Source organism: Mucilaginibacter sp. L196, assembly GCF_009765905.1.
Classification (GTDB): domain Bacteria; phylum Bacteroidota; class Bacteroidia; order Sphingobacteriales; family Sphingobacteriaceae; genus Mucilaginibacter.
In genome coordinates this window covers 256,077-282,633 of record NZ_LMUO01000011.1, presented here as the reverse complement: position 1 = coordinate 282,633, position 26,557 = coordinate 256,077, and the positions used below count along the sequence as shown (strand labels likewise).

Annotated in this window: 23 protein-coding genes; 19 read left to right on the top strand and 4 right to left on the bottom strand. The window is 40.2% G+C overall.

Translation table 11 applies throughout. The features are described 5' to 3' along the window. Positions 1-71 precede the first annotated feature (71 nt). Entirely contained in the window at positions 72-1,973 is a 1,902-nt protein-coding gene (gene acs / locus GSQ74_RS08760; protein ID WP_158992269.1) for an acetate--CoA ligase, read from the bottom strand. 737 nt (positions 1,974-2,710) lie between these two features. Here acs and rpmB point away from each other — a divergent pair. From rpmB to GSQ74_RS08715, 9 genes are all read left to right on the top strand, one after another. Further along, the gene (rpmB, locus tag GSQ74_RS08755; RefSeq protein ID WP_158992267.1) at positions 2,711-2,944 is read left to right on the top strand and encodes a 50S ribosomal protein L28; all 234 of its coding nucleotides are present in this window, start codon (positions 2,711-2,713) and stop codon (positions 2,942-2,944) included. Positions 2,945-3,019: 75 nt separating this feature from the next. Further along, positions 3,020-3,202: a 50S ribosomal protein L33 gene (gene rpmG, locus GSQ74_RS08750; protein ID WP_067063463.1), complete on the top strand. Its 183-nt coding sequence runs from the start codon at positions 3,020-3,022 to the stop codon at positions 3,200-3,202. A 76-nt stretch (positions 3,203-3,278) separates the two neighbouring features. Continuing rightward, on the top strand, positions 3,279-3,437 hold the full coding sequence (locus GSQ74_RS08745; protein ID WP_158992265.1) for a DUF4295 domain-containing protein: 159 nt from the start codon (positions 3,279-3,281) through the stop codon (positions 3,435-3,437). Positions 3,438-3,624: 187 nt separating this feature from the next. After that, the gene (gene ftsY / locus GSQ74_RS08740) at positions 3,625-4,590 is read left to right on the top strand and encodes a signal recognition particle-docking protein FtsY (protein WP_158992263.1); all 966 of its coding nucleotides are present in this window, start codon (positions 3,625-3,627) and stop codon (positions 4,588-4,590) included. A gap of 113 nt (positions 4,591-4,703) precedes the next feature. Continuing rightward, the gene (gene rimO / locus GSQ74_RS08735; protein WP_158992261.1) at positions 4,704-6,035 is read left to right on the top strand and encodes a 30S ribosomal protein S12 methylthiotransferase RimO; all 1,332 of its coding nucleotides are present in this window, start codon (positions 4,704-4,706) and stop codon (positions 6,033-6,035) included. 119 nt (positions 6,036-6,154) lie between these two features. Continuing rightward, positions 6,155-7,759 carry a bacillithiol biosynthesis cysteine-adding enzyme BshC gene (gene bshC, locus GSQ74_RS08730; protein WP_158992259.1) on the top strand — a complete coding sequence of 535 codons (1,605 nt, stop codon included), beginning with the start codon at positions 6,155-6,157 and terminating at the stop codon, positions 7,757-7,759. A gap of 327 nt (positions 7,760-8,086) precedes the next feature. Then, on the top strand, positions 8,087-8,623 hold the full coding sequence (locus tag GSQ74_RS08725) for an alpha/beta hydrolase (RefSeq protein ID WP_158992257.1): 537 nt from the start codon (positions 8,087-8,089) through the stop codon (positions 8,621-8,623). Positions 8,624-8,692: 69 nt separating this feature from the next. After that, positions 8,693-9,940 (top strand): NHL repeat-containing protein, encoded by a 1,248-nt coding sequence (locus GSQ74_RS08720; protein ID WP_158992255.1) that lies wholly within the window; start codon positions 8,693-8,695, stop codon positions 9,938-9,940. 135 nt (positions 9,941-10,075) lie between these two features. Then, on the top strand, positions 10,076-11,155 hold the full coding sequence (locus GSQ74_RS08715; RefSeq protein WP_158992253.1) for an Ldh family oxidoreductase: 1,080 nt from the start codon (positions 10,076-10,078) through the stop codon (positions 11,153-11,155). Between the two features lie 219 nt (positions 11,156-11,374). Here the strand turns inward: GSQ74_RS08715 and GSQ74_RS08710 are convergent, their stop codons facing one another. The 3 genes from GSQ74_RS08710 to GSQ74_RS08700 all read right to left on the bottom strand — a co-directional run bounded on the left by GSQ74_RS08710 (position 11,375) and on the right by GSQ74_RS08700 (position 13,970). After that, entirely contained in the window at positions 11,375-11,944 is a 570-nt protein-coding gene (locus GSQ74_RS08710; RefSeq protein ID WP_158992251.1) for a thiamine diphosphokinase, read from the bottom strand. Positions 11,945-12,043: 99 nt separating this feature from the next. Then, a complete protein-coding gene (locus GSQ74_RS08705; RefSeq protein WP_158992249.1) occupies positions 12,044-13,147 on the bottom strand; it encodes a glycosyltransferase family 4 protein in 1,104 nt (367 codons plus the stop codon). Between the two features lie 76 nt (positions 13,148-13,223). Next, a complete protein-coding gene (locus tag GSQ74_RS08700; RefSeq protein WP_158992247.1) occupies positions 13,224-13,970 on the bottom strand; it encodes a glycosyltransferase family 2 protein in 747 nt (248 codons plus the stop codon). A gap of 84 nt (positions 13,971-14,054) precedes the next feature. Between GSQ74_RS08700 and GSQ74_RS08695 the strand changes: the two genes are divergently transcribed. The 10 genes from GSQ74_RS08695 to GSQ74_RS08650 all read left to right on the top strand — a co-directional run bounded on the left by GSQ74_RS08695 (position 14,055) and on the right by GSQ74_RS08650 (position 26,554). Next, on the top strand, positions 14,055-14,837 hold the full coding sequence (locus GSQ74_RS08695) for a polysaccharide biosynthesis/export family protein (protein ID WP_158992245.1): 783 nt from the start codon (positions 14,055-14,057) through the stop codon (positions 14,835-14,837). After that, positions 14,837-17,257: a polysaccharide biosynthesis tyrosine autokinase gene (locus GSQ74_RS08690; RefSeq protein WP_158992243.1), complete on the top strand. Its 2,421-nt coding sequence runs from the start codon at positions 14,837-14,839 to the stop codon at positions 17,255-17,257. Before GSQ74_RS08695 ends, GSQ74_RS08690 begins: the two co-directional genes overlap by 1 nt. Positions 17,258-17,272: 15 nt before the next feature. Beyond that, on the top strand, positions 17,273-17,788 hold the full coding sequence (locus tag GSQ74_RS08685; RefSeq protein WP_158992241.1) for a UpxY family transcription antiterminator: 516 nt from the start codon (positions 17,273-17,275) through the stop codon (positions 17,786-17,788). Between the two features lie 138 nt (positions 17,789-17,926). Continuing rightward, a complete protein-coding gene (asnB, locus tag GSQ74_RS08680; protein ID WP_158992239.1) occupies positions 17,927-19,711 on the top strand; it encodes an asparagine synthase (glutamine-hydrolyzing) in 1,785 nt (594 codons plus the stop codon). After that, on the top strand, positions 19,704-20,831 hold the full coding sequence (locus GSQ74_RS08675; protein WP_158992237.1) for a glycosyltransferase family 4 protein: 1,128 nt from the start codon (positions 19,704-19,706) through the stop codon (positions 20,829-20,831). The genes asnB and GSQ74_RS08675 overlap by 8 nt, the downstream gene beginning before the upstream one ends. Continuing rightward, on the top strand, positions 20,824-22,095 hold the full coding sequence (locus GSQ74_RS22745; protein ID WP_158992235.1) for an ABC transporter ATP-binding protein: 1,272 nt from the start codon (positions 20,824-20,826) through the stop codon (positions 22,093-22,095). The genes GSQ74_RS08675 and GSQ74_RS22745 overlap by 8 nt, the downstream gene beginning before the upstream one ends. Continuing rightward, positions 22,096-23,823, top strand: a complete 1,728-nt coding sequence (locus GSQ74_RS08665) for an FkbM family methyltransferase (protein ID WP_158992234.1) — start codon at positions 22,096-22,098, stop codon at positions 23,821-23,823. Beyond that, positions 23,810-24,706, top strand: coding sequence for an alpha-1,2-fucosyltransferase (locus GSQ74_RS08660; RefSeq protein WP_158992232.1), 897 nt, complete (start codon positions 23,810-23,812; stop codon positions 24,704-24,706). Before GSQ74_RS08665 ends, GSQ74_RS08660 begins: the two co-directional genes overlap by 14 nt. Beyond that, positions 24,699-25,721 carry a glycosyltransferase gene (locus GSQ74_RS08655; protein ID WP_158992230.1) on the top strand — a complete coding sequence of 341 codons (1,023 nt, stop codon included), beginning with the start codon at positions 24,699-24,701 and terminating at the stop codon, positions 25,719-25,721. Before GSQ74_RS08660 ends, GSQ74_RS08655 begins: the two co-directional genes overlap by 8 nt. After that, positions 25,706-26,554 (top strand): glycosyltransferase family A protein, encoded by an 849-nt coding sequence (locus GSQ74_RS08650; protein WP_158992228.1) that lies wholly within the window; start codon positions 25,706-25,708, stop codon positions 26,552-26,554. The genes GSQ74_RS08655 and GSQ74_RS08650 overlap by 16 nt, the downstream gene beginning before the upstream one ends. Positions 26,555-26,557 lie beyond the last annotated feature (3 nt).

The window sequence follows — 26,557 nt, the reverse complement described above, 5'->3', positions numbered from 1 at the left end:
GGGTTGGTAATTTATAGCTATATCAACAAAAAGGCTCTGGCAATCCAGAGCATTTTTGACTTTTGACTTCCTTACAAAGCCCCACCCTTAATCTCTTCCACCACACCCGGATCAAGCAAAGCACTTATATCGCCTAAATTAGAAGTATCACCTTCGGCTATCTTCCTCAATATCCTGCGCATAATTTTACCGGAACGTGTTTTAGGCAGGCCAGTTACAAACTGAATTTTATCAGGCTTTGCTATCGGGCCAATAATGCGCGATACAGTCGCCATAATATCCTTGCGGGTAAGTTCTTCGTTACCATGTTTACCCGGACTAACCACAAAAGCGTAAACGCCTTGTCCTTTTATATCATGCGGATAACCTACAACGGCAGATTCCACCACGCTGCTGTGCATGTTGATAGCGTTCTCTACCTCGGCAGTACCAATACGGTGACCAGATACATTCAGCACATCATCCACACGGCCTGTTATCCGGTAATAACCATCCTCATCGCGCAAGCAACCATCGCCCGTAAAATACAGGTCGGGATAAGTGGCGAAATAGGTAGTTCGGCAACGCTCATGGTCGCCATAAGTGGTACGCAGCATCCCCGGCCACGGGAATTTGATACATAGGTTCCCGCTTACGCCGTTGCCCTCAATAATATCTCCCTTTTCATCAACCAAAACCGGCTGAACGCCCGGTAAAGGCAAAGTAGCATAGCCCGGTTTCAATGGAGTAACGTTCGCAATTGGCGATATCATAAATCCGCCGGTTTCAGTTTGCCACCAGGTATCCACAATCGGGCAATTCTTTTTGCCGATATGCTCATCAAACCAATGCCAGGCTTCCTCGTTCAAAGGCTCGCCAACTGATCCTAACTTTTTAAGCGAACTCAAATCTTTATCATTCACCTTATCCAGCCCAAAGCTCATTAACGAGCGGATAGCCGTTGGCGCGGTATAAAATATATTAACCTTGTATTTATCTACAATATCCCAAAATCTGCCCGCATCCGGCCAGGTTGGTACACCTTCAAACATTACAGTAGTTGCGCCCTGCGAAAGCGGACCGTAAACAATATAAGAGTGCCCGGTTATCCAGCCAATATCGGCAGTACAAAAATAAACCTCACCGGGTTCATATTGGAAAGCGTTGGCGAAAGTGTAACCCGTATAAACCATATAACCACCGCAGGTATGCACCACGCCCTTAGGTTTGCCTGTTGAGCCTGATGTATACAAAACGAAAAGCATATCCTCTGCATCCATTTCCTCAGCATCGCAATTTATTACACCGCGGGTTTCCACTTTCTTGATCTCATCTTCCCACCAAACATCACGGCCTTTTATCATGGATACCGGCGTGTGGGTGTGGGTTAACACAATTACTTTTCTAACAGATGGGCAACGCACCAAAGCATCGTCAATCACGTTTTTCATCGGGATCTGCTTATCGCCCCTAACACCACCATCGGTAGTAATAACTATATTACATTCCGCATCCAAAATCCTGTCGGCAATAGATTGCGCCGAAAACCCACCGAAAACTACCGAGTGTATAGCCCCAATCCTCGCGCAAGCCAAAACGGCTATCGCCAGTTCGGGCACCATCGGCATATATATACATATACGGTCGCCTTTTTTGGCGCCGTTATTTTTTAAAACATTGGCAAACTGGCAAACCTTATCATATAGCTGTTTATATGTTAACACCCGGTGATTTTCTTCCGGGTCATTCGGCTCCCATATAATAGCAGGTTTATCGCCCAAAGTTTCCAAATGGCGATCAAGGCAGTTCTCTGTAATATTGAGCTTTGCGCCTTTAAACCATTCTATTTTGGGTTCTTTAAAATTCCACGTTAAAATTTTGTCCCATTTCTTTCTCCATAAAAAAGTATCCGCAACTTCTTTCCAAAATTGTTCCGGCTGTTCAACGCTCTTTTTATAGGCTTCCTGGTACTCAGGAAATGATCTGATCCTCATAGTATAATTGTTATTTTATTGGCGGCGTAAATTAGTAAATTTCTCCTATGATATACACAATTACTGAACTTTTAATAAGTATAGATACTTTTTAAAAACAAGCCATGTGTGCGAACACATGGCAGTTATCAATAAGTCATCTTTCTACACCCTCTATGCGCCGCAGGCGGAGAGAGGGTCGACCAGCGAAGCGATATCGGGGTGAGTAAACGAAGCGACCTGTATGAAAATCAGTTATTTCAAGTACTGACAAAACAGTGTCAGCACTTTTCCAATTTACGCTCCGTAAATTAGTAGTATCCTTTAGCGGAAAGCATCTCGCAAACAACAAGCCTCTTCTTAAACCAACCATTCGCTTGTGAAAGCGAACCTATAGTTCTTTGACATTAAAGCGACAGGCTCTTCACCAAACCATAACGTGCGCAAACGCCCGATAGAAAACCGGGCCAGGAGCTGGCCTGAGCGCTGAAGGTTTTTTCTGTCTTGACTTTTTGGTTTTTGTGTCAAGACAAAAGAACTAGCCCCCGCGGCAATGAGCGGGACAGAACATTTTATTAAACGAAAACAACTCTGTTGAAGAACAAAGCAAATACTAAAGTGTAGCCACCTCTTTACCTGCCAAATCACCTCCCCCCAATCTTTTTTCAATTATTTTAAAAACACTGTTGACTATTTGACTTAATTTCCTGATATTTGCAAACTCTTTTAATCAGGAGTTACCATTAAAAAGATTTGTCATGTCAAGAATATGTGATTTAACAGGAAAAGCATCAATGGTTGGTAACAACGTTTCTAACTCAAACGTTAAAACCAAACGTAGATTTCATCCTAACTTAAAACTGAAAAGGTTTTACATTCCCGAAGAAGATAAATGGATAACCTTAAAGGTTTCTACATCTGCAGTGAAAACTATCACTAAAAACGGGATAACTGCTTGTATCAACAAGTTTGTTAAAAAAGGATACATTTAATAGGTAGCTGTTACAGGAGGTAGCATGAGCAATTCATACTGCCGTAAATAACATCAACCACAACAATATAAGAAAATGGCTAAAAAAGGCAACAGAGTTCAGGTAATACTAGAGTGTACTGAGCACAAAACTAGCGGTATGCCGGGCATGTCTCGTTACATCACCACTAAGAACAAGAAAAATACAACTGAAAGATTGGAAATGAAGAAATTCAACCCGGTTTTAAGAAAAGTAACAGTTCACAAAGAGATTAAATAATTTAGTTGAAAGTTTAATGTTCAAAGTTCAAAGCAACTTTAAACGTTCAACTTTTTAACTTTCAACACATAAAAACATGGCAAAGAAAGTAGTTGCAACCCTGAAAGTAGCTGGTAAAGGCAAGGATTATTCAAAAGTAATTACAATGGTTAAGTCACCTAAAACTGGTGCTTACTCATTTAAAGAACAAATCGTTCTTAACGATAACGTTAAGGATGCGATTGCCGGCAAATAAAAACCGGTTACGGTTCTGAATTAATACGAAAGCCATCTTGTTATACGAGAGGGCTTTTTTTGTTGATAGTCTGAATCAGAATTTACAGGATTTTAGAATTGACATAATATCAGTTCCCTGTCATCAAAAGTAAATTCTTACAACAAGCATTCAGCAAATTCTTAAATTCGGTAAATTCTGATCAACTATGGGATTATTTGATTTTTTCAAGAAGAAAGAAAGCACACTGCAGGAGCAGGAAGCGCTGGATACCGGGTTGGAAAAAACCAAGGACAATTTCCTTTCAAAAATAACCAAGGTAATAGCAGGTAAATCCACCGTTGATGATGATATACTGGATGAGCTGGAAGAAGTATTGGTAACCTCAGATGTTGGCGTTAGCACTACCCTGAAGATCATTGAGCGCATACAGGCACGTGTCACCGTTGATAAATATGTAAGCACCAGTCAGCTCAATGGTTTGCTGCGCGATGAGATCCAAAAACTCCTCGCCGAAAACAACAGCAACGATTTTTCGAGCTTTGAATATGGAGATCATAAACCTTATGTAATTATGGTAGTCGGCGTTAATGGCGTGGGTAAAACCACTACTATAGGCAAACTGGCCCATAAATTAAAGCAGGCGGGCAATCAGGTAGTTTTAGGTGCAGCCGATACCTTCCGCGCGGCAGCAGTAGATCAATTACAACTTTGGGGTAAACGTGTAGATGTAAAAGTAGTAGCACAGCCCATGGGTTCCGACCCGGCTTCTGTAGCTTATGATACTTTACGCTCGGCAGTAGCCAATGGCGATGATGTAGCAATTATTGATACAGCTGGCCGTTTACATAACAAAGTAGGTTTGATGAATGAGCTAACCAAGATCAAAAACGTGATGCAAAAGGTAGTCCCCGGCGCACCGCACGAGATTTTGTTAGTACTTGATGCCTCAACCGGCCAAAACGCCATCGAGCAATGCAAGCAATTTACCGAAGCAACGGCCGTAAACGCCTTAGCTTTAACTAAACTGGATGGCACAGCCAAAGGCGGCGTAGTAATAGGCATCTCGGATCAATTCAAGATCCCCGTAAAATATATAGGTGTAGGCGAAGGCGTGGACCACTTGCAATTATTTGATCGCAAGGCGTTTGTGGATTCATTGTTTAAACAATGAGCCCCACCCAAACCCTCCCCGGTAGGGAGGACTTAAATTATTGTAATATATGCAAGCTAAATTATGCAAGTCAAAGTCTCCCCTACCGGGGGAGATTTAGAGGGGGCCGATAAATGAGAACGAAATCAGTACAACCATCAGTAGCAACAGTTAAACCACGCGTAAACGTAGTTACACTCGGCTGCTCAAAAAACACCTACGATTCAGAAGTTTTGATGGGCCAGCTTAAGGGCAACCATTTTGATGTGGTGCACGAAGCTGAAGCGGGCGTTAATGACATTATCGTCATCAATACCTGTGGTTTTATTGATAATGCCAAACAGGAATCTATCGATACCATCCTCCAATTCAGCGAGTTGAAGGAACAGGGTAAAGTTGGAAAAGTAATTGTTACCGGTTGCCTTTCCGAACGTTACAAACCCGAGCTTGAAGCCGAAATAACTAACGTTGATTCATGGTTTGGTACTAACGACCTGCAAAACCTGTTAAGCTCAATAGGTGCTGATTACAAGCACGAATTAGTAGGCGAACGCCTGTTAACTACTCCGTCGCATTTCGCATACTTTAAAATAGCCGAGGGCTGTAACCGCCCCTGCTCTTTTTGTGCCATCCCGCTAATGCGTGGCAAGCACCTGAGCACGCCGATGGATCAGTTAGTTAAAAACGCTGAGAACCTTGCCAAAAACGGGACTAAAGAGCTGATATTAATTGCGCAGGATCTAACTTATTATGGTCTTGATCTTTACGGCAAACGTAATTTAGATGAATTAATGCGCAGGTTATCTGATGTAAATGGCATCGAGTGGATCAGGCTGCAATACGCCTACCCTTCCGGTTTCCCAATGGAGATTCTGGATGTGATGAACGAGCGTGATAACATTTGCAAGTATTTAGACATGCCATTACAGCACATCAGCGATGATATGCTAAAATCAATGCGCCGTGGTATCACCAAACAAAAAACTATCGACCTGGTAAACCAGATCCGTGATAAAGTACCCGGCATTGCCATGCGTACCACCCTCATCACAGGCTATCCCGGCGAAACACAACAGGATTTTGAGGAAATGGCGCAATGGGTTGAAGATACCCGTTTCGACCGTTTAGGCTGTTTCACTTATTCTCACGAAGAAAAAACACACGCCCACTCTTTAGTTGATGATGTTCCCGAAGAAGTAAAACAAGACCGCGTTGATGCCATCATGGAAATTCAGCAAAGTATCTCCTTCGATAAAAATCAGGAAAAGATCGGCAATACCTATAAAGTATTGATCGATAAGAAAGATGGTGGCTACTTTGTTGGCCGTACCGAATTTGATTCACCCGAAGTTGATAACGAAGTTCTAATAGATGCCAGCCTGCATTACGCTACCGTTGGCAGCTTTGTTAACGTAAAAATCGACAGTGCCGAAGACTTTGATCTTTATGGACAAATTGTAAAATAACAGTTTTTTGCGCTCAGGCTCTTCTTTTTAGGTTTTTAAAATCTAATTTCGAACATATAATACTTAGGATGTTTCATTTCTAAATCCGAAATTGAACATCCGATATTCGAAATAAAAAAATGGAAGCCTCCTGTATAAGCTATAAAGAAACCGGTTACTTTTCTCACACGGTTATTGACTATATCGACGATACCGCCGAACTAAGACCTTTTTATAGTCACCGCCCCGATTTTAATGGCTTTGCCGAATTGCTTAAAACCAAAAAAGTTATTGCTGATCGCAATATTTTAACGGCCGTTCTAACCGAACAATATACCCGGATCACCAACTTTGATTGCTCAGTATCTCAATTGGTATTGAATAATATCATTTCGCTAAAAGAAGCCAGCACTTATACCATTACTACCGGTCACCAGTTGAATATATTCGCGGGGCCATTATATTTTATCTACAAAATAGCAACCGCTATCAAGTTAGCTCAACAATTAAAGACGCAGTTTCCTGGTAAAAACTTTGTACCCGTTTATTGGATGGCATCAGAGGATCATGATTTTGCCGAGATCAACTATACCAATATCGGTGGCAAAAAAGTGCATTGGTGGTACGAGACAACCGGCGCCACCGGCCGCATCAATCCAGATACCATTCGTCAAGCGCTCAACCAGTATAAAGGTGTTTTAGGTTTAGATCATCACGCCCCTGAGCTTGCTAAAATTGTAGAAACCGCCTACAGCAAATTTGATAAGCTAGCCGATGCCACCCGCTATATGGTTGATGCGCTGTTCGGTAAATACGGTTTGGTGATCATCGATGCCGACGACCATCGCCTAAAACAGCAATTCGCTCCCATCATGGCGCAGGATATTACGGAGCAAAACAGCTTTAAAAACATCACCGCCACAAACGAACAATTGCAAAAATTGGGTGTACACATACAGGTGAATCCCCGCGAAATAAACTTCTTTTACCTGCAAGATCACCTGCGCGAGCGTATTGTTTTTGAAGACAGCAGTTACAAGGTTTTAAATACCGAGATCAGTTTCACCAAAGAAGAACTATTACAGGAAATCAACCAATATCCTGAGCGCTTTAGTCCCAACGTAGTAATGCGCCCGTTGTACCAGGAGTGCATTCTACCCAACATTGCCTACGTTGGTGGTGGTGCCGAAGTGGTTTACTGGTTGGAACTAAAATCAAACTTCGAACACTATAAAGTTGATTTCCCAATTCTCATCCTGCGTAATTCAGGCCTCATCATTCGCAAGGAACACGCCTCAAAAATAGTGAAGATGGATCTGCACAATGCCGATCTGTTTAAGCCAACCGATACTATAAAAAGCGATTGGGTAAAAAAACACAGCGATCACAATTTATCCCTCACCGAAGAATGGCGGGAACTAACCGCGATCTTCGAAAAGATAAAACTCCGTGCCTTTAAAATAGATAACACCCTCGCCCCTTCTGCCGAAGCGGTGCAGGCACGACTAAAACACGCTATCGACAACCTCGAAAAGAAACTGGTAAAAGCCGAAAAAATAAACTACCACGCCAGCCTCGAGCAAGTAGAAGGCATCAAAGCCGACCTTTTCCCAAAAAACTCTCTACAGGAACGCACCGAAAACTTCGGCCTCTTCTATGTAAAATGGGGTCAGGAGTTGATTGATGAATTAGTCCGCCACTTTGAACCGCTGGATTTTAAGTTTACCGTATTAACGGAAAAGTAAAGCTCATCTCTTACCCTCATTGCGAGGAACGAAGCAATCTCTATACTTTACAGAGCTGCTCTGCAGGTTCAATGCCTTGCTTATGTATAGATTGCTTCGTTCCTCACAATGACGCACCGGCCAAAAAGCACAGTCCCACCGTTAACCGCCCAAAACCGGCATCGTCTGGTTCGGCAACCACACCAGAAGTAGAAGCACTAACAACCATAGAAGCAGGCGCAGCCGGGAGTTTTCTTTTGGTTACTTTTCTTTTGCGGAAAAAGAAAAGTGACGCTTAGCGCAGCGATACCAGAGTAAGGTAAACCGCTTTTCAATATATTTGTATCCATGCAATTCCAATCCACCATCCTTATCCTTCCCGGTTTAGGTAATTCAGGGCCGCAACACTGGCAATCCATCTGGGAAAAAGAATACAACTTTATCCGCGTTGAACAAAAAGACTGGGAAACACCCGTATGCTCCGATTGGATAGAAACCATCAACACGGAAATCAAAAAACACAACCGTGCTGAAGTTATTTTGGTAGCGCACAGCCTGGCCTGCACCACTGTGGCTTACTGGGCACAAAAATTCAACACCAAAATTAAGGGGGCTTTATTAGTTGCCCCGAGTGATACTGAGGCGGATTCTTACCCGACCGGTACAAGCGGATTTACACCTGTTCCGCTTATCAAATTACCTTTTAAAACCATCACCGTAATCAGCACTAATGATTTTTATGTAAGTACCGCCCGCGCCGAACAATTTGCAGCCGCCTGGGGCAGCGAAGTGGTAAACATAGGCGATGCCGATCACATCAATGCCGCATCTGGGTTCGGCCAATGGGAACAAGGGTTGCAACTATTGAAAAAGTTAGATAATTGATTTATATTGAGCCTTTAATTCTACCTTTAAAAATCCAAACCGATAACCAATAGCTACTGCCAAAACCAAATGAAGACACGTTTAAAAAAACAATTCTTATTTACCGCGTTCTTTATGGTGATAATGATCTGTTTTTTTACCGCTTGCACAAAAAGATCGCCGATACCAACAAGCACTAAATATGATAGCGGCGGCACAGGCAGTACCGGAAAAGATAGCACCGCCGCAGATTCCATAGCATCATTCAATGGCCCAACCGGTGTAGCAGTTGATGCCGCGGGCAATATATACGTAGCCGATTATGGCAATAATGAGATCCGTAAAATATCCACAACAGGCATAGTAAGCACACTGGCCGGTAACGGCATACAAGGCTCCATAAACGGTGTCGGAAACGTAGCCACCTTCAATGGGCCAACCAGCTTAACAATCGACCCATCAGGCAATATTTATGTGGCCGATGACAATAATAATCAGATCCGTAAAATAACACCAGCAGGGCTTGTAAGCACACTTGCAGGCAGCGATAGCACCGGCTCGGTTGATGGCATTGGCGCGGCCGCCTATTTCTTCGGGCCAAGTGGCGTAGCTTGCGATGCGCAGGGTAATGTTTATGTTACTGATGCGGGCAACAACCTCATCCGTATGGTAACCCCTGCCGGTATCGTAACTACTATTGCAGGCAATGATAACCCGGGCGCAACCAATGGTGCCGCGCTACTTGTAGCAACATTTAATAACCCTGCCGGGCTAACCCTGGATAAATCAGGAAATATTTATGTGGCCGATATGCTCAACAACCTCATCCGAAAAATAAGCGGCGGCCAGGTAACCACTCTTGCTGGTAGCGACACCACAGCATCCATTAACGGGCAAGGCACTGCTGCCGCATTCTATTTCCCAAACAGCATAGCAGCTGATGCGTCAGGCAATCTGTATGTAACCGAATATGTTACCGATCTCATCCGTAAGATTGATCCCAACGGTAATGTAACCACCTTCGCGGGCAATGGCAATGCCGGGCAGGCAGACAGCACCGGCCTCGCGGCATCATTCAACGGCCCATCAGGCATAGCTGTTGATGCCACAGGCAATGTTTATGTAGCCGATACTTACAACAATGTTATCCGCAAAATAACCCCTGCCGGGGTGGTAAGCACCATTGCAGGCAGTGGTAGTGTAGGGTCAATAAATGGCAAAGCACTTTCCGCGGTTCAGCGCAAACGTACTAACAGTATCAACACGGTTAAAAAAGCAAGCAGCAAAACACTATTTAATATTTTTGTGAAGAAACGGTCGCAGTACTTAACTAACTAATCTCTAAAGCCTTGTCATTCTGAGCAGAACGAAGAATCTATCAATAGACATTTGCGCCATATATAACAGATAGATTCTTCGCTCCGCTCAGAATGACAACTAATTTAATATAGCCAAACAACTATATTTGCCCTCATGATCGTATCCGAATCCACATTACGCGCATTTACCCAAAATATATTCCTGGCCATGGGCTGCAGCCAGGAGCATGCTATCTTAGCTACAGATGTTTTATTACTGTCCGATCTTCGCGGGATTGATTCGCATGGCGTGGCCCGTTTAACAGGCTATGTACGCCTATGGGAGAAGCAAAGAATCAATGCTACACCAGATATTAAAATAGTTCACGAAACCCCAACAACAGCCACTGTTGATGGCGATGGAGGTTTGGGTTTAGTAGTAGCGCCATTTGCCATGCGGATAGCGATTGAAAAAGCTGAGAAATATGGCTCAGGATGGGTATCAGTTCGTAATTCTAACCATTTTGGCATTGCCGGTTACCACGGGTTGATGGCGGTTGAAAAGGATATGATCGGTTTCGCCATGACTAATGCCAGTCCGCTGGTAGCGCCAACCTTTTCAAACGAACGTTTATTGGGAACTAATCCGATGTGCTACGCTTTCCCGGCAGGTAAATATCCACCTGTAATTGTAGATATGGCTACATCCGCGGCAGCAAATGGCAAATTAGAAATAGCGCAACGCCTGGGCAAACAAGTACCCGAAGGCTGGATACAGGACAAACAAGGCAATTACACAACCGACCCGCATGCCTTAAAAACAGGCGGCTCATTACTACCCCTGGGCAGCGACAGGGAACATGGCAGTCACAAAGGTTTTGGTTTAAGCGCTACGGTAGATATTCTGTCAGCCGTATTATCAGGCGCGAATTATGGCCCATGGGTACCGCCATTTGTAGCTTTTTTAGATCCGCCAAATGACCCTGTTGGTCAAGGTATTGGGCATTTTTTGGGGGCGATGCGGGTAGATGGTTTCAGGCCGGTTGATGAATTTAAATCACACCTGGATAACTGGATAGAACGGTTCAAATCAGCCTCAACAATTGATGCCGATCAAAAAGTCATCATCCCCGGTGAGCCGGAATTAGAAGCACAAGCCGACAGATTAACAAATGGTATCCCACTAGTTGATGCAGTTGCCAATGATTTAAATGAGCTGGCTAAAAAGCTGGGAGTCGAAGCATTAAGCGCATAATAAACCAATTGTCATTGTGGGGTACGAATCAATAATATCTTTGTTATTCTCAGGAACGAAGAATGTGTATAGTAGCACCCACCCGTACAGATTCTTCGCTCCGCTCAGAATGACAATTAGGAATAATAAAATTGTCATTGCGAGGAACGAAGCAATCGCACATAGAAAAGCCATCTTACAAAGTCCGCGATTGCTTCGTTCCTCGCAATGACAAACTATCTACAAATCCTCCGCTATAAATAAAAACGGTTGTTCAAATTGTATGCTAAAAAAACCATCCTGGACCGTTTGGTAACGGTTATGGCTCAGCATAACTAAACCGCTGGTATGCAGCTGTTGCGGTTCTGATAAAAACTCTATTATCTCGCCGGCAGGTTTCCACTTGCTATAGCCGGAGTTAATTGCACATATTTTTTTATTATTATAAAAAATCACCACGTCAATCTTATCAACAAAAAAAAGGTAATCCTTTAATTGTAACTCATCTGTTATAACGTTAACAGCAGGGTAGCCATGTGTAATTAAATATTTAAGCGCGGTTTCTGTTATCGGGCCCTTACCTTCAGGCATCCATTTCATATCCGATTGCAGGTGATCATTAAATTCGTTTGAAATTATCCAGTCTATCTTAATGCCATAAGCATTAACATTTTCGGCTGTTTGTTCGGTAACAATAACGGTTGGGCTCCACTCCAGCAACTGCCCCAATAATTCATCCGAAAAGGTATCCAGCCCCAATACCAGCAAAGCGGGCTCCTGCTTCTCGCGAACGATATGATGGGACGACATTTTTAATGAAAGGTTAATGAACTATACAACTTAAAATTAAATAAATAGTTTCATTTAGTGCTGCCTACCTTGTTAAAACAGGCTAGATGAACAAAATAATTAAGCAAATAAATTGCGTAACGCCAGGTTCTCGCGTTCTTTTGAGCGGGTAAGGAAGGTAATGAACCAATTAAATAACAATGATACACCTGTTATTAACAATATTAATGTAGAGTTACCAATGTAGCCGAATACCAGTACAATAACAACTGATAATGCATTAAGGCCTGCCAAAATTAAAGTGGTTTGTATATGGCTGTAACCAAGTGTTAGTATGCGATGATGCATATGGTTACGATCGGCCTTAAAGGGCGATACGCCACTTGCAATGCGCATGGTAAATACACGTAAAGTATCAAATATCGGCCCAATTAATATAGCGAAGGTTAATGCAGGTGCATTAAACACCAGAGGCATATTGGTACCCGTAAATTTGTTTAACTCAATAAACTTAAATGCCATTACTGCCGATATTAATCCGATCAGTAATGATCCGGTATCGCCCATAAATATTTTCGCGGGTGATAAATTAAATTTCAGGAAACCTGTTGTAGCACCCACCATAGCCAGTGCAACAGCGGCAAGCTCATAATGCTTCATGTAAATAAACAGGGCAGCAAAAATACCGTTAACCATCATACCAGTAACTGATGCTAAACCATCAATTCCATCTATCAAATTAAAGGCATTAACAATAAGCATAATAAGTAAGATAGATAGCAGTGCGCTTATAAAATATGGTAGCTCGGTAATCCCAAAAATGCCATACATGCTGGTTAAACGTATATTACCAAGTACAACCAAAATTCCCGCTACAATAAACTGCATCATGAATTTTGTGGTAGAGTGCACGCCGGTTAAATCATCCTTAAGGCCCATTGCAAACAAAATAATACAGGCAGTAAGCAGGTAATTAATGGGCAGGGATTTATCTGCAAAACCAAATAAAAGTGATGTTATGGTAAAACTCACAAAAATGCCAACACCGCCAAGGCGCGGTATGCCATGATCGTGATGCTTTCTAAAACTGCCTAAATCATCGTACAAACGGCGTTCGCGGGCAACATGCAGTATTGAAGGGATTGCAAGTACAGTAATCAGTATAGAGAAAGCTATAATGAAAAGATAATACAATATGGGGTAAGTATGTAAATATTCTTGCATAAGGCGTAAGCTAAAAATTAATTCTTTTTGTCTCAAACAATAAACGTTCTTTAACAGATCGGTAGATTTTCAATAATTAAAAGTACTGCCCAAACTTTCGTAAAGGCTTAATAATCAACGCTAGTAAAGAAAATATGATTCCGTTGTTACGCATTGCTTTTAAATCAAACTTCCACGCGTTAATTCTATTTACAGGGCTCTTATTGCTCATTCCTCCGCACTGCATCTTAACCATAACTTTATCAAGAAAATATGCATTAATTTTTGTTTTATGCATAAACCTTAGCATCAGTTCATAGTCGGCGGCAGTTCCATACTCCAAACTATAATAGCCCAAACTGTTAAATAACGATTTCCTGCAGTAAAACGTCGGATGAGCAGGCATCCATCCCCAGTAAAAATCCCTTCTCTTGTATGCCCTTGTACGCCATTTACGGATTATTGTTTCATTTTGATCCACAAAGTCAAGATTACCATATAGGATATCTGCATTTGAATGCATAAAAGCCGTAGCTACGTCGGCTAAAATGTCATCTGAAGCAAAATAATCATCAGCATTTAAAATGCCTGTAATATCGCCCGTTGCAAGCTTTATCCCTTTGTTCAGGGCATCGTACATCCCTTTATCGGGCTCAGAAATGATAATTTTAATGTTGTGAGCATAACGATTTATAATCTGTAGTGTACTATCGGTCGAGGCACCGTCAATCACTATATATTCAATATTTTGGTAGTTTTGGGCGATAACAGATTGTATACAACGCTCAATAGTACTTTCAGCGTTATATGTAACCGTTATTAAACTTACCCTTATATCTTGCACTAAGAAAAATACTGCTTTTTAATACCCGCAAATTATGTATTTTTGGTATCAAGACCTAATTTTAGTCAAACAGAATTGTTCAATATGCGCATTTTTACAATTGTATTTTTAACCTTTAGTTTACTTTCGGTTTTAACATCCTGCTCCTATAAACAGGATCAATTACTGTTCCAGCAAAAACAAGGGTTTGATAGCATTTCAACCACCATACCAACGCCAACGGTTCATTATCGGATACAACCCCAGGATATTTTACAAATACGTAACCTGCAAAACATAAGCTATATTATTGGCGATGCACCTTCGGCAACAACGGGTGGATCTGGCGGGGGCAGCTCGCCTCTGGGTCAGGAATTTCAGGTAGAGGAAGATGGCAGCGTAGCCTTACCTGTTATTGGCCGAGTGCCGGTTGAAGGCCTAACAAGACAGGAAGCAGCTAGCAGAATTGAGGGATTGTATAAAAAATCCTTATTAAAAGACCCTATTATTGAGCTTAGAATAGTCAACTTAAAAATAACCATACTTGGCGAAATAAAAGCACCCGGTAATTATCAACTGATAAAGGATAGAACAACTTTGATTGAACTGATTGGCCAAGCTGGTGGCCTTACCGATAAAGCCAATGAAAAGAATGTTGAAATAATCCGCGGCGATCTGGCACACCCAATTGTTAAGCGTATCGACTTAAGTAATATCAGGTCATTATCAGATCCTGCAGGTATTTTACAAAATGGAGATATCATTTACATAGCACAAAACAAACGTGCTATACAAACCGATAAAGTTTCAACCTTCTCAACCCTTATACAGCCGGCATTAATTGTACTTAATACATTTTTAATCATTTATACGCTTGCCCGCCGCTAATGGAAGAAATTAATAAAGCTCAGAATAAACTACCCAACCAGGAATTAGATTATTTTAAGATAGGCAAAATTTTATTAAGCCGCTGGTATTGGATAGTAGGATCGGTAATTTTAGCTACGCTGATAGCAAATGTATACTTATGGTACACTCCTAAAGTATACGCTACATCGGCCACGATGAAGTTTGAAGAGAAGACGTCGGAAATATCTGATCTTATGAGCGCGATGGGCAGCTCTCAAAAGGCTACCTCAAAAATACAAAGCGAAACCTACGTTATACAAAGTGGCAGCCTGGTGCTGAGCGCGATTAAAGATCTTGACTATCACATAAGCTTTTTTCTGGGCGGAAGGGTGCGTACTACTGATATTTATCCTGAAAAACCCCTCAATATTCAATTGTTGAAGTTTGATACGCTTAATTTTTACCGCGACCTGATCAGGTACCAACCTAATGAGGGCAATACATTTAGCCTTACTTATAAAACAGCAGGCAAAGATGTAACAAAGGTATATTCATATAATACACCTATTAATATTGAAAACATGGCCTTCAGTATTAAATATCCTAAGGACGTAAAGAATGTTGCTTGCCTGTTTAAATTTAATATAGCGGATGATTTTGTTGGCCGCGTATTGGGCGGGTTACATACCAATGAGGTGATAAAAAACTCCAACATCATATCATTGCAGGAAACTGATTCCAATCCGCAATTTGCAGCCGATGTCCTTAACGCCATCATGAAGGAGTATTTGGAATACGATCGGAATCAAAAAACACAATCGGCTACCCAAATGATAAAATTTATCCAAAATCAATTGGATACGATCTCGGTAGAAGTACGCGGTTCGGAAAACCTGATCGAAAAAAACAAACAAAACTCCCGTATAATTGACATTGGTACAGCCGCTTCTGAAGCATTGGGTAAAAGCAAAGACCTGGAAACCCAGCAATCATTACTTAAAATACAGTTACAGGCTATTGACCAGTTAAAAAACCAGATTACCAGCGAAAAAGACAATGTTAGCCTCAATTTCAGTATGCAGGGTACCCTTGATCCATTACTTTCGCAACTAGTAACCAGTATCAATACCCTTATTCTCCGAAAAAACGACCTTTTAAAATCATATATCTCATCTTCGCAACCGGTACTGGATGCTAATCAGCAAATACTTCAGGTAAAAAATGCCGCTTTAGATAACCTTAATGCACAACGCGCCCGTATTGAGAAAGTCATGGATTATCTTAACGGGCAAGTGCAACAGGTTGATCAGCAAATAAATGCCCTGCCCGAGAATGAGCGGGTTATGGTAGGTTTAAAACGCGATTTTGATGTTAATGACAAAGTATACTCATTCCTGTCTGAAAAGAAATTAGAAGCGCAGATCAGCCGTTCGGCAATATTACCCGGCGCAAGTATTATTGAACCGGCAGAGCCAAACTTTGCCCCGGTATCACCCGACGATAATTCAATACATCATACAGCGTTGATATTGGGTATATCAATAGGTTTGGGGCTAATCATATTGATCAGGATACTGAACCCCTATATATATGATAAAGAAACCGTAGAAAGCCTAACCTCCGTGCCTATCCTCGGTGTTATCAGAAAATTCCCTGAAGATATCGATGAAGACAACTCGCAAATATTAGCCATCAGTAAACCGCGCTCCATTTTTGCTGAATCCGTACGTTCGGTACGTACCAACCTTAGCTTCCTGGCTTCCGAAAAATCAAGCAAGGTTATCTGTATAACCTCTGAAGTGGCGGGCGAAGGAAAATCATTTGTGGCGGTTAACCTCGTGAGCACACTATCGCTAATAGATAAAAAAGTAATTCTTATAGCAGCCGATCTTAGGCGCTCAAGAATGCACCATACTTTTAACGTACCTAATGATAAAGGATTAAGCAATTACCTGGCCCATCAAACATCCCTTGATGATATTATTCTTCATTCCAAACAAGATAATCTTGATTTTATAGTATCCGGCCCGGTACCGCCAAACCCATCCGAGCTGCTGCATAACCCCCGGATGAGTGTGATGATTGAAGAATTAAGGTCAAGATATGATATTATCATGATTGATACCGCTCCTATCGGCCTGGTCTCGGATGCCATACCGCTAATCAGGATGAGCGATATAAATATTTTTGTGATCCGTTCGGGTAAATCAAAATTCTATGCCGCCACAGTACCACAACGCATAGCGCAGGAATATCATTTAGATAATACAGCCATTGTTTTGAATGCTTTTGCCGAAGACTTGTTACACTCCAGGTATTATACCACTAAATTTACCGGAGAAAATTACGGCACCAGGTATTATTATTACTCAGATTACTCCGGCTACGAAAGCTCCGGCTATTATGTTGATTCTAAAGAAAAAAAATGGTGGAACATTAAGAGTTGGTTCAAATCATAAGCGCTTGGTTAAAGTATGGCGGTAACAGCAAGTACATTAGGTTACAAATGGTATCCGGTTTATACACAGCCCCGGGCAGAAAAGAAAGCCCACCAGGCATTAACAGATAAAGGCATTAACGCCTACCTGCCGCTCCACAGGCAACTTAAGCAATGGAGCGATCGTAAAAAATGGGTAGAAGAGCCTTTTATAAAATCTTACTTATTTGTAAATATTAGTGAGAGTGAACAAGCCGAGGTTTTAATGACAAAGGGAATAACCCGATTCATATACTTCTCAGGCAAAATAACTTCTATGCCCGACAGGCAGATAGAAGATTTAAAACTACTTATGGCCAGCCCCTATGAGCTGGAAATTACTGAAAACAATTTGCAGGCTGGTGAAAAGATCATGATCAAAGCGGGACCGCTTAAAGGCATGATTGGCGAAATAATAGCATACCAGTCGCAAAAAAAATTAATATTACGCCTTGATAATTTGGGCTGCTCAATTATTGTACATGTTGCAGCTAATATTATTGACAGGTTTTAATTTTAAGCAAAAATTAAAACCTGTAGCTGCAAAGCAATAGTATTACAGCCTTTTTAGGCGATATTTAATAAACTGAAAAACAATAAGTTACAAACAAAATTGTGACTTACGGGGCGAAGCTATGAACATACGTTTCTTATGTGCAGGATTGCAGGAATAATATCGGCCCGCTTATCATCCGGTGAGATAGGCAGCAAAATTAAGCTGATGTGCACTGCTTTACAGCATGGCGGCCCTGATGATGAGGGGATTTTTATTGATGAAGAGAAGCACCTTGGTTTTGGCCAGCGCAGGCTATCAATCATCGACCTAAGCAACAATGGGCACCAGCCAATGGCTGATGTGGAAGAAAAAGCGTGGATCGCCTTTAACGGCGAGATATATAACTACCTCACAATAAAAAAAGAACTATTAGCCGCCGGTGCCAAATTCCGCTCAAGCACCGATACCGAAGTTATTATACAAGCTTATTTACATTGGGGCACAGCCGCTTTTGAAAAGCTTAACGGTATGTTCGCCTTCGCATTGTATGACAAGGCAAAAAACAGCACTTACCTGGTACGTGATACCGGCGGAATAAAACCTTTATATTATTGTGCCGATAAAGGCCAATTAAGCTTCGCGTCCGAAGTAAGGGCATTCAAGGTAGCCGGTTTAGCAACCGAGCAGGATAAAGATTGGCAGATTCGATTTTTGGCTTATGGCCACATACCCGAACCTTATACAACCTTAAAAAATATTTATAGCCTGCCCAAAGGGCACTTTTTATGTTGGGATAACGCAAAAGCCACGTTTAGCGCTAGCGCTTACGGAAATTCAATAAATCCAATAACTATATTTAATGCTGCTGAGGCTCGTGAACAAATAGTTAAAACGTTAAAGGAATCGGTAAGCAGGCAACTAATAGCAGACGCACCTGTTGGTGTATTTTTAAGTGGTGGTGTCGACTCCAGCCTCATCACCTTACTAGCTAACCAGCAAAAACATACCAACCTTAAAACCATCTCCATACACTTCGATGAAAAAGCGTATGACGAAAGTGCTTTCCAAAAAATCATACGCGATAAAATTGATGGCGAAAAATTCAATCACCTGGTAAAACAGCAAGATTTCGAAAAATCCTTCCCGCAAATACTGCGTGCTATGGACATGCCAACCACCGATGGCATTAACACCTGGTTCATCAGCAAATACGCGCAGCAGGATGGATTAAAAGCTGTACTATCGGGCATTGGCGCCGATGAATTGTATGGTGGTTACCCATCATTTAACCGGGTGCATTATCTTAAATATTTACGGTCGGTACCGGCATCTTTATTTTCATTGGCCACGCCGCTGCTGGCAGACCAGTATAAAAAGTTTGAGTTTCTTAAGTATAACAATCCGGCTGCCGATTACCTATTTTTAAGGGCACTCTTCGCGCCATCAAGCATTGCCGCTATATTGGATGCAGATGTTAAACAAGTAGCAGATGTTTTGTTTTCGGGTGATAATACTCCTGCTACAAAAATCTACAATAAACAATACGCCTCACAACTGGAAAGTAATTTTTACATGCAAAACCAGTTGCTTCGCGATACGGATGTAATGAGCATGAACCATGGCCTTGAGGTAAGGGTTCCCTTTCTGGATGAACTGTTCATCAACCTAACCGCACAAATCTCACCCGAAATAAGATTTAGCGATCAACCAAAAAAAATATTGACAGATAGTTTTAAAAATCTGTTACCGAAAGAAATATGGAACAGGCCTAAAATGGGTTTTTCCTTCCCACTGCAAAAATGGATGCAGCAAAACCAGCATATTTCCGATGAGGCTATATACAGGGGGAAAACAACAAGAAAAATGATCGAAAATTTTAAAAACAATAGGTTACACTGGTCAAAATGTTTTGCCCTTTTTCAGCTGCAAACGCATGAGTAAAAAAATACTACTTTTTACACTGCAAAGTTTTAGCACAACCGGCGGAATTCAAAAAATGACGCGAACCCTGGCGCATTCATTAAACCACATTGCGGTTAATGATAAATGGGATTTTGATATGTACTCGGCGTATGATGCCAACCAGGACTTAATGCCGCAATATCTCCCCGCTGAAAAATTCAGGGGGTTTAATACTAACAGAAGTGCCTTTGTTATACAGGCAATAAAAAAAGGTATTAAAGCTGATGTAGTAATTTTAACACATATTAATTTAGCCCTGGTTGGGCTTATCATTAAAAAAATCAATCCCCAAACAAAAGTCTGGCTTATCGCGCATGGCATTGAAGTTTGGCGGTCGCTCAGTTTTTTTCAAAATACCTTTTTAAAGCATTGCGATAAGGTGATTTGTGTAAGCGACTTCACCAAACAGCAAATGATCAGTAGGCATAATATTAGTCAGGATAAATGTGCCATACTAAATAACGCTATTGACCCATTTATGCGGTTACCAACCGCATTTGCTAAACCTCAGCATCTTTTAGATAAGTACAACCTTACCCTTGATAACCCCGTAATATACACCCTAACCCGACTGGCAAATTCAGAGCAGTACAAAGGGCATGATCAGGTGATTAAATTGATTAGTAGGCTAAAAGTGAAATATCCGGGTATCAAATACGTGCTATCAGGCCAATACGATATTAGCGAAGAAACTCGCATAAAAAATATGATTGCTTGTGATGGGCTTGAAGACGATGTTATTTTAACCGGTTTTATTGACGAAAAAGATATACCCGACCATTTTTTATTGGCCGATGTATTTGTTTTACCCAGTAAAAAAGAGGGCTTCGGTATTGTATTTATTGAAGCGCTGGCCTGCGGCCTACCTGTTATATGTGGTAACGCCGATGGCAGTATTGACGCCATACGCAACGGCGAACTAGGTAAAGCTGTTGATGCCGATAACCTTGACGAATTGGAAGCAGCGATAAGCAATGAATTAGAAACATCACTATCATCTCAAAAACGCGATAGCTTACAGAAAAAATGTTTGCATTACTTTAACGAAGATGCTTACATAAATAACTTAGAAGAATTATTAATGGTTACAAATGGCTAAAGCAATAGCAGTAGAAGGGCTCTCGAAAGCATACCAATTGGGCGATTTTGGCACCGGCACCATCTCGCGCGATGTAGAACGCTTTATAGCCCGCATGCGCGGAAAAGAAGACCCTTATCTGCGCATCGGCGAAACAAATGACCGTACCGTAAAAGGCGAAAGCGATATTGTTTGGTGCCTTAAAGATTTAAACTTTGATATAGAGGAAGGTGACGCCGTAGGCATAATTGGCCGTAATGGCGCAGGTAAAAGTACCTTGCTAAAAGTATTAAGCCGTATAACCTCCCCCACCACCGGGTCAGTAAAAGTAAAAGGAAGAATAGCCAGTTTACTGGAAGTTGGCACAGGCTTTCACCCCGAACTTACAGGTAGGGAAAATGTATATCTTAATGGCGCTATTCTGGGTATGCGAAAATCAGAAATAAAACGAAGATTTGATGAAATAGTTGATTTCTCAGGTGTTGAACGTTATATAGACACGCCCGTTAAACGATACTCCTCTGGCATGTACGTACGCCTGGCATTTGCCGTTGCCGCTCACCTGGAATCAGAAATACTAATTGTTGATGAAGTACTTGCAGTTGGTGATTCAGAATTTCAAAATAAATGTCTTGGTAAAATGGGTGATATTAGCACAGGAGAAGGCAGAACAGTTTTATTTGTGAGCCATAATATGATTTCAGTGCAAAAGCTATGTACCAAAGGTATTTTACTAAGCGATGGAAAAATGTTAAATAGTGCTGATATCGACACTGTTTGTAATCAATACATAAACCTAAGTAACGAAAGCTTAAAATCATATTATAAGATAACTACTGATAATAAAATGGGCGACGGATCTGTTGAACTTAGGGAGCTTAAAATTATTAACACCAATAATGAACAGTTGGATACATTGTTTATAACTACAAAATTTGGATTTTTAATCGAATATGAAATTAAAGACAACTTGTATGAACCTGATTTAAGCTTTTTAATATCAACGATAAGCGATGAAAAGGTATTTCATGTGGTACATGAAACCGGCGATTATTCAATAGGCATCCATAAATGGGTAGTATGGGTGCCGGGTAACTTATTAAATAACCTTGAATATAAATTCACATTAGGAATAACAACTTCTAACCCTGTAAATATACACTTACAACACACCATTGTATTTACAGTTAATGAGGACAATAACTCACAAACAAGAAATAATAAATATATTAACAAAATGCACGGTGTTGTAAGGCCATACTTACAATGGGAAAAACTTAATTAAATGAACGCTGAACCATCAATTGATTCAATCAATAAATTATCAAAAGTTGCAAATGATTTATTAGGGTTTAATAACATTAAAATCATTTTTGAATTTGGATCAAGATACGGTGAAGATACGATGGCATTTGCCGACAGGTACCCGTTGGCTACAATATATGCATTTGAATGTAACCCTAATACTTTACCCGCATGCCGTAAAAATATTAGTGCCTACAATAATATTATTTTAACTGAAAAGGCTATATCAGATAAGAACGGGCCAATATCATTTTATAAAATTGATAAAGAAAAAACAGAAACTACCTGGGAAGATGGTAACCAGGGCGCGTCGTCTCTACTTGAAGCATCTGGAAAATACCCGGTTGAAAACTATGTACAAGAAAAAGTAGAAGTAGATGGCATTACACTTTTTTCATTTATCGAAGAAAATAATCTTCCTGCAATTGATATTTTGTGGATGGATATACAGGGTGCCGAACTAATGGCACTTAAAGGCCTATCTGATCATATACAGAAAGTTAAAATTATACATTTGGAAGTCGAATTTTTTGAAATTTATAAAGACCAGCCGCTATTTAACGATATCCAAAACTTCCTTTTTGACAACGACTTTGAATTGCTGGGTTTTTCCTCACAACATGAATATTCCGGTGATGCTATTTTTATAAATAGAAAGCTCGTCTCTGCCCGTAAAATAAATAAATGCAAAAAAGCGCTTTTAGGCCAGGGCAATTTATTTTCTAAGATTTACTCAGTAACAAAAAAAGGGTTTGCACGAATAAAAAGGTTTTTTTTTGACCAGATTAAATTAGGCCTGCTATCAATTTTACATTTTTTAAAGAAAATACGCCATTTCGATAAAAGCTTTTCGATCTATATAGTGGGTTCTTCAAACTCCAGAAGCTTTTTGTTGTGGAGATTGATGGTATTGAACCCATTACTCAACAAGGATGTAAATTTCAGAAAAAACATATCCAGCGAATTGCCAATAGATGTGTTTATTCCGGCATCAGCAAAAGATATTGAAACACTAAAGAATGTTGTAGCAAATGCTAAGTTAAACATCCATCATCCTATCAATAATATATATATAGTTGCCCCTGCTGACTGTGAGGAGATTGTTGATATATGCAAAGAAACAGGCGCAATATTCATTAATGAGAATGAGGTACTTGGTTATAATAAATCTGCTATAAATTACATAGTAAATAACCAGGACAGGTCTGGTTGGCTTTTTCAGCAACTATTAAAATTAAGCGCCGATAAAATTGTAGAAAAGGAAAATTTTTTGATCCTTGACGCAGATACCATTTTTATCAAACCCAAAGTATTTGTTTATGAGCAAAAAGCAATTCTTGATATGTCTCAGGAAAGGCATGAAGCATATCATCGTGTATACGAACAAATACTAAAGATAAAAACCACATCCAAATTGTCATTCATTACGCATTACATGCTATTCAATAAAATGATGCTTAAGGATTTAAAAGCAAAAATAGAGTTGATACATAACGAAAGCTGGGATAAAGTAATATTAAATAATGTTGACTACACCGATGCTTCCGGTTTCTCCGAATATGAAACATATGGAAACTTTTTACTGGCATATCATCCTTCGTACGTTAAACAGGAATATTCGTTTAATGCCACTTCAGGGGATGATGTTCCAAACTATATAAAAAGCGTCTCCGCCCATACATATCTTAATAACAGTGGTAATCATTAAACTACAAGGCGGTTTAGGTAATCAAATGTTTCAATATACTGCGGCCACAGCTTTGCTAAAGGATGGTGAAAAAGTTGGTCTTAATCTTAAATTTTTAACGGAAAACAATATCGATAAGGAAGGTTTCACATCCCGGCAGTTTGAGCTGGGTATCTTCAAAAACATCAGGGCATATAAAGCTATTAATGCCCAGGTTAGCCTATTTAAAAACACCGGAGTCTATTACAAGTTTGTGCGGCTCTTCATTAGGTCAAAGCTAAAGCACATCGATCAGCAATTAAACGAATACATCCCCTTCGATCAATTCAATAAGAACAATCACTTTTACCTCGACGGTTATTTTCAATCCGAAAAGTATTTTGCCGCCAACCGTGAACAAATTTTAAACGATTTTGAATTTCCGCCACTGGATGAAGTTAATCAAGCAACAAAAAATAAAATACTTGCCACAGATAATTCCATAAGTCTGCACCTTCGCCGCGGCGATTACGCTAAATTACAGGCTGTTACCAATGTACATGGTTTATTGCCGATTAACTATTACAATAAGGCAATTGAAATTCTTCAAAAGCAATACCCGGATATCACCTTGTTTGTTTTTTCCGATGATATACCCTGGGCAAAAGAAAACTTGCAAGTCGATACCATACCTGTAAACTACATGCAGGGTAATTCAACAGCAGATAGCTGGAAAGATATGGCCCTGATGAGCAATTGCAAACATCACATTATTGCCAATAGTAGTTTTAGCTGGTGGGGTGCGTGGCTATCCAAACAAAACGGAAAGGTTTTCGCCCCCGAAAATTGGTTTAACCCGCAAAAGGTTAAGTTTAATATAACTGATTATGTACCCTTTAACTGGATAGTTTTAGCTTGTGACTGAGCCATTAGTAAGCGTTTTGATGCCAGTTTATAATGCTGAGAAATATCTCGGTGAGGCTATCGAAAGTATCCTTGATCAGACACTTAGAAATTTCGAATTCCTAATCATCAATGATGGGTCAACCGACAATTCATTAAACATTATTAATGGGTTCGATGATGCAAGAATCAGGCTTATTGATCACCCTAAAAACATGGGTCTTGTAGCTTCACTAAATGAAGGTTTAAAAATAGCCAGCGGGCAATTCATAGCACGGATGGATGCTGATGATATATCTAACACCAACCGTTTACACATCCAGGTTGATTTGTTATTAGCAAATCCTGAAATAGGACTTGTGGGATGCCATATGGATATTATTGATGAGCATAAAAACGTTATTGGAGAACGAATTTATCAAACCTCACATGATGCCATTAAGGTTGAAAGCTTCTTTTGTTGCCCTGTGCCGCATCCGGGGGTAATGCTCAAAAAAGATAGCTTTATTAAAAACAACTTATTCTACGATCCACTTTCATATCATGCAGAAGACTATGAATTATGGCAAAGAGCACTATCTGAATTAAAATTTGCAAATATAGATGCTAAATTACTTCAGTATCGAATAACATCAAATCAGGTAAGTAATTTATTTGCTGTTAAACAAAAATTTGAAACAGATACCATACGAAGCAATTATCTTAAATCCTTAGGCTTAACTGAAAGTAAAGATGCAGATAGAAAGCTTTTATTAAACTTTTTCGATGGTCAAATAGAATCAAATGATCTGTTAACTTTTTCACGAATTCTATCCGGTATTGAACGTATTATAAATGGGAATAAAAAAACAGGATTATTTAATGTAACCTTATTAAATAACGAGCTGATTAAAAAATCAGATCAATTTGTCAGGGTAAATTCCAACAGGAATAACAAATTATATTCATTGTATAAAACAAAAGAGCTTTTCCAGCTTTCAAAATTAAACGCGTACAATAGGTTTAATATTTCTATTAAAGAATGGATAAAATCTTGAAACCCGCCATCTCCATAATCGTCCCCTGTTATAACCATGCAGAGTTTCTACCCGAAACCTTAAACAGTGTTTTGATACAAACTGCCGCCAATTGGGAGTGCATTATAATAAATGATGGCTCAACAGATAATACCGAAGCTGTTGCCAAAGAGTGGATAGCTAAAGACGAACGGTTCAAATATATCCACCAGCAAAATGGTGGCCTGTCTGCGGCCAGGAATACAGGCATTGAATCTGCCCGAGGCGAATATATTCTTCCATTGGATGCCGATGATCTAATAGGTGCTGAATATATTGCGAAAGCTTTAAAAGCCTATGAAATTAATAAAAACCTAAGGTTGGTATACTGCCAGGCCAATAAATTTGGCTCTGAAAACGGTCATTGGCAATTACCTCCATATAGCTACCAATACCTGCTCATGGATAATTGTATCTTTTGTTCCGCCATATATCGTAAATCAGTATGGGAAGAAATAGGAGGATATAATATTGATTTTAAACAAGGATATGAAGATTGGGAATTTTGGGTCAGATTATTAGATATTCAATCAGAAGTGTATCAAATACCAGATATTTTGTTCCACTATCGAATTAAACAGGTGTCGAGAAATAATTCGATACGAGTTGATGATATAGAACTTTATCGAGAATTGATTTACAATGCTAAAATTGAAAATTATCGTAAACACTTCGGCTCGTATTTAAAAATACTTTATGAAAACTATTTACTTAAAGATCAGGTTGAGCGGATGCAAAACTCAAACTCATATAGAATAGGTAATATATTATTAAAACCTTTAGCCTTTCTTAAAAGTATTTTAAAAAGTAAATAGCTC

Excerpts from the sequence above, each read along its gene's own strand:
- acs (WP_158992269.1), bottom strand. The coding sequence starts at position 1,973 with ATGAGGATCAGATCATTTCCTGAGTACCAGGAAGCCTATAAAAAGAGC.
- rpmB (WP_158992267.1), top strand. The coding sequence starts at position 2,711 with ATGTCAAGAATATGTGATTTAACAGGAAAAGCATCAATGGTTGGTAAC.
- rpmG (WP_067063463.1), top strand. The coding sequence starts at position 3,020 with ATGGCTAAAAAAGGCAACAGAGTTCAGGTAATACTAGAGTGTACTGAG.
- GSQ74_RS08745 (WP_158992265.1), top strand. The coding sequence starts at position 3,279 with ATGGCAAAGAAAGTAGTTGCAACCCTGAAAGTAGCTGGTAAAGGCAAG.
- ftsY (WP_158992263.1), top strand. The coding sequence starts at position 3,625 with ATGGGATTATTTGATTTTTTCAAGAAGAAAGAAAGCACACTGCAGGAG.
- rimO (WP_158992261.1), top strand. The coding sequence starts at position 4,704 with ATGAGAACGAAATCAGTACAACCATCAGTAGCAACAGTTAAACCACGC.
- bshC (WP_158992259.1), top strand. The coding sequence starts at position 6,155 with ATGGAAGCCTCCTGTATAAGCTATAAAGAAACCGGTTACTTTTCTCAC.
- GSQ74_RS08725 (WP_158992257.1), top strand. The coding sequence starts at position 8,087 with ATGCAATTCCAATCCACCATCCTTATCCTTCCCGGTTTAGGTAATTCA.
- GSQ74_RS08720 (WP_158992255.1), top strand. The coding sequence starts at position 8,693 with ATGAAGACACGTTTAAAAAAACAATTCTTATTTACCGCGTTCTTTATG.
- GSQ74_RS08715 (WP_158992253.1), top strand. The coding sequence starts at position 10,076 with ATGATCGTATCCGAATCCACATTACGCGCATTTACCCAAAATATATTC.
- GSQ74_RS08710 (WP_158992251.1), bottom strand. The coding sequence starts at position 11,944 with ATGTCGTCCCATCATATCGTTCGCGAGAAGCAGGAGCCCGCTTTGCTG.
- GSQ74_RS08705 (WP_158992249.1), bottom strand. The coding sequence starts at position 13,147 with ATGCAAGAATATTTACATACTTACCCCATATTGTATTATCTTTTCATT.
- GSQ74_RS08695 (WP_158992245.1), top strand. The coding sequence starts at position 14,055 with ATGCGCATTTTTACAATTGTATTTTTAACCTTTAGTTTACTTTCGGTT.
- GSQ74_RS08690 (WP_158992243.1), top strand. The coding sequence starts at position 14,837 with ATGGAAGAAATTAATAAAGCTCAGAATAAACTACCCAACCAGGAATTA.
- GSQ74_RS08685 (WP_158992241.1), top strand. The coding sequence starts at position 17,273 with ATGGCGGTAACAGCAAGTACATTAGGTTACAAATGGTATCCGGTTTAT.
- asnB (WP_158992239.1), top strand. The coding sequence starts at position 17,927 with ATGTGCAGGATTGCAGGAATAATATCGGCCCGCTTATCATCCGGTGAG.
- GSQ74_RS08675 (WP_158992237.1), top strand. The coding sequence starts at position 19,704 with ATGAGTAAAAAAATACTACTTTTTACACTGCAAAGTTTTAGCACAACC.
- GSQ74_RS22745 (WP_158992235.1), top strand. The coding sequence starts at position 20,824 with ATGGCTAAAGCAATAGCAGTAGAAGGGCTCTCGAAAGCATACCAATTG.
- GSQ74_RS08665 (WP_158992234.1), top strand. The coding sequence starts at position 22,096 with ATGAACGCTGAACCATCAATTGATTCAATCAATAAATTATCAAAAGTT.
- GSQ74_RS08650 (WP_158992228.1), top strand. The coding sequence starts at position 25,706 with ATGGATAAAATCTTGAAACCCGCCATCTCCATAATCGTCCCCTGTTAT.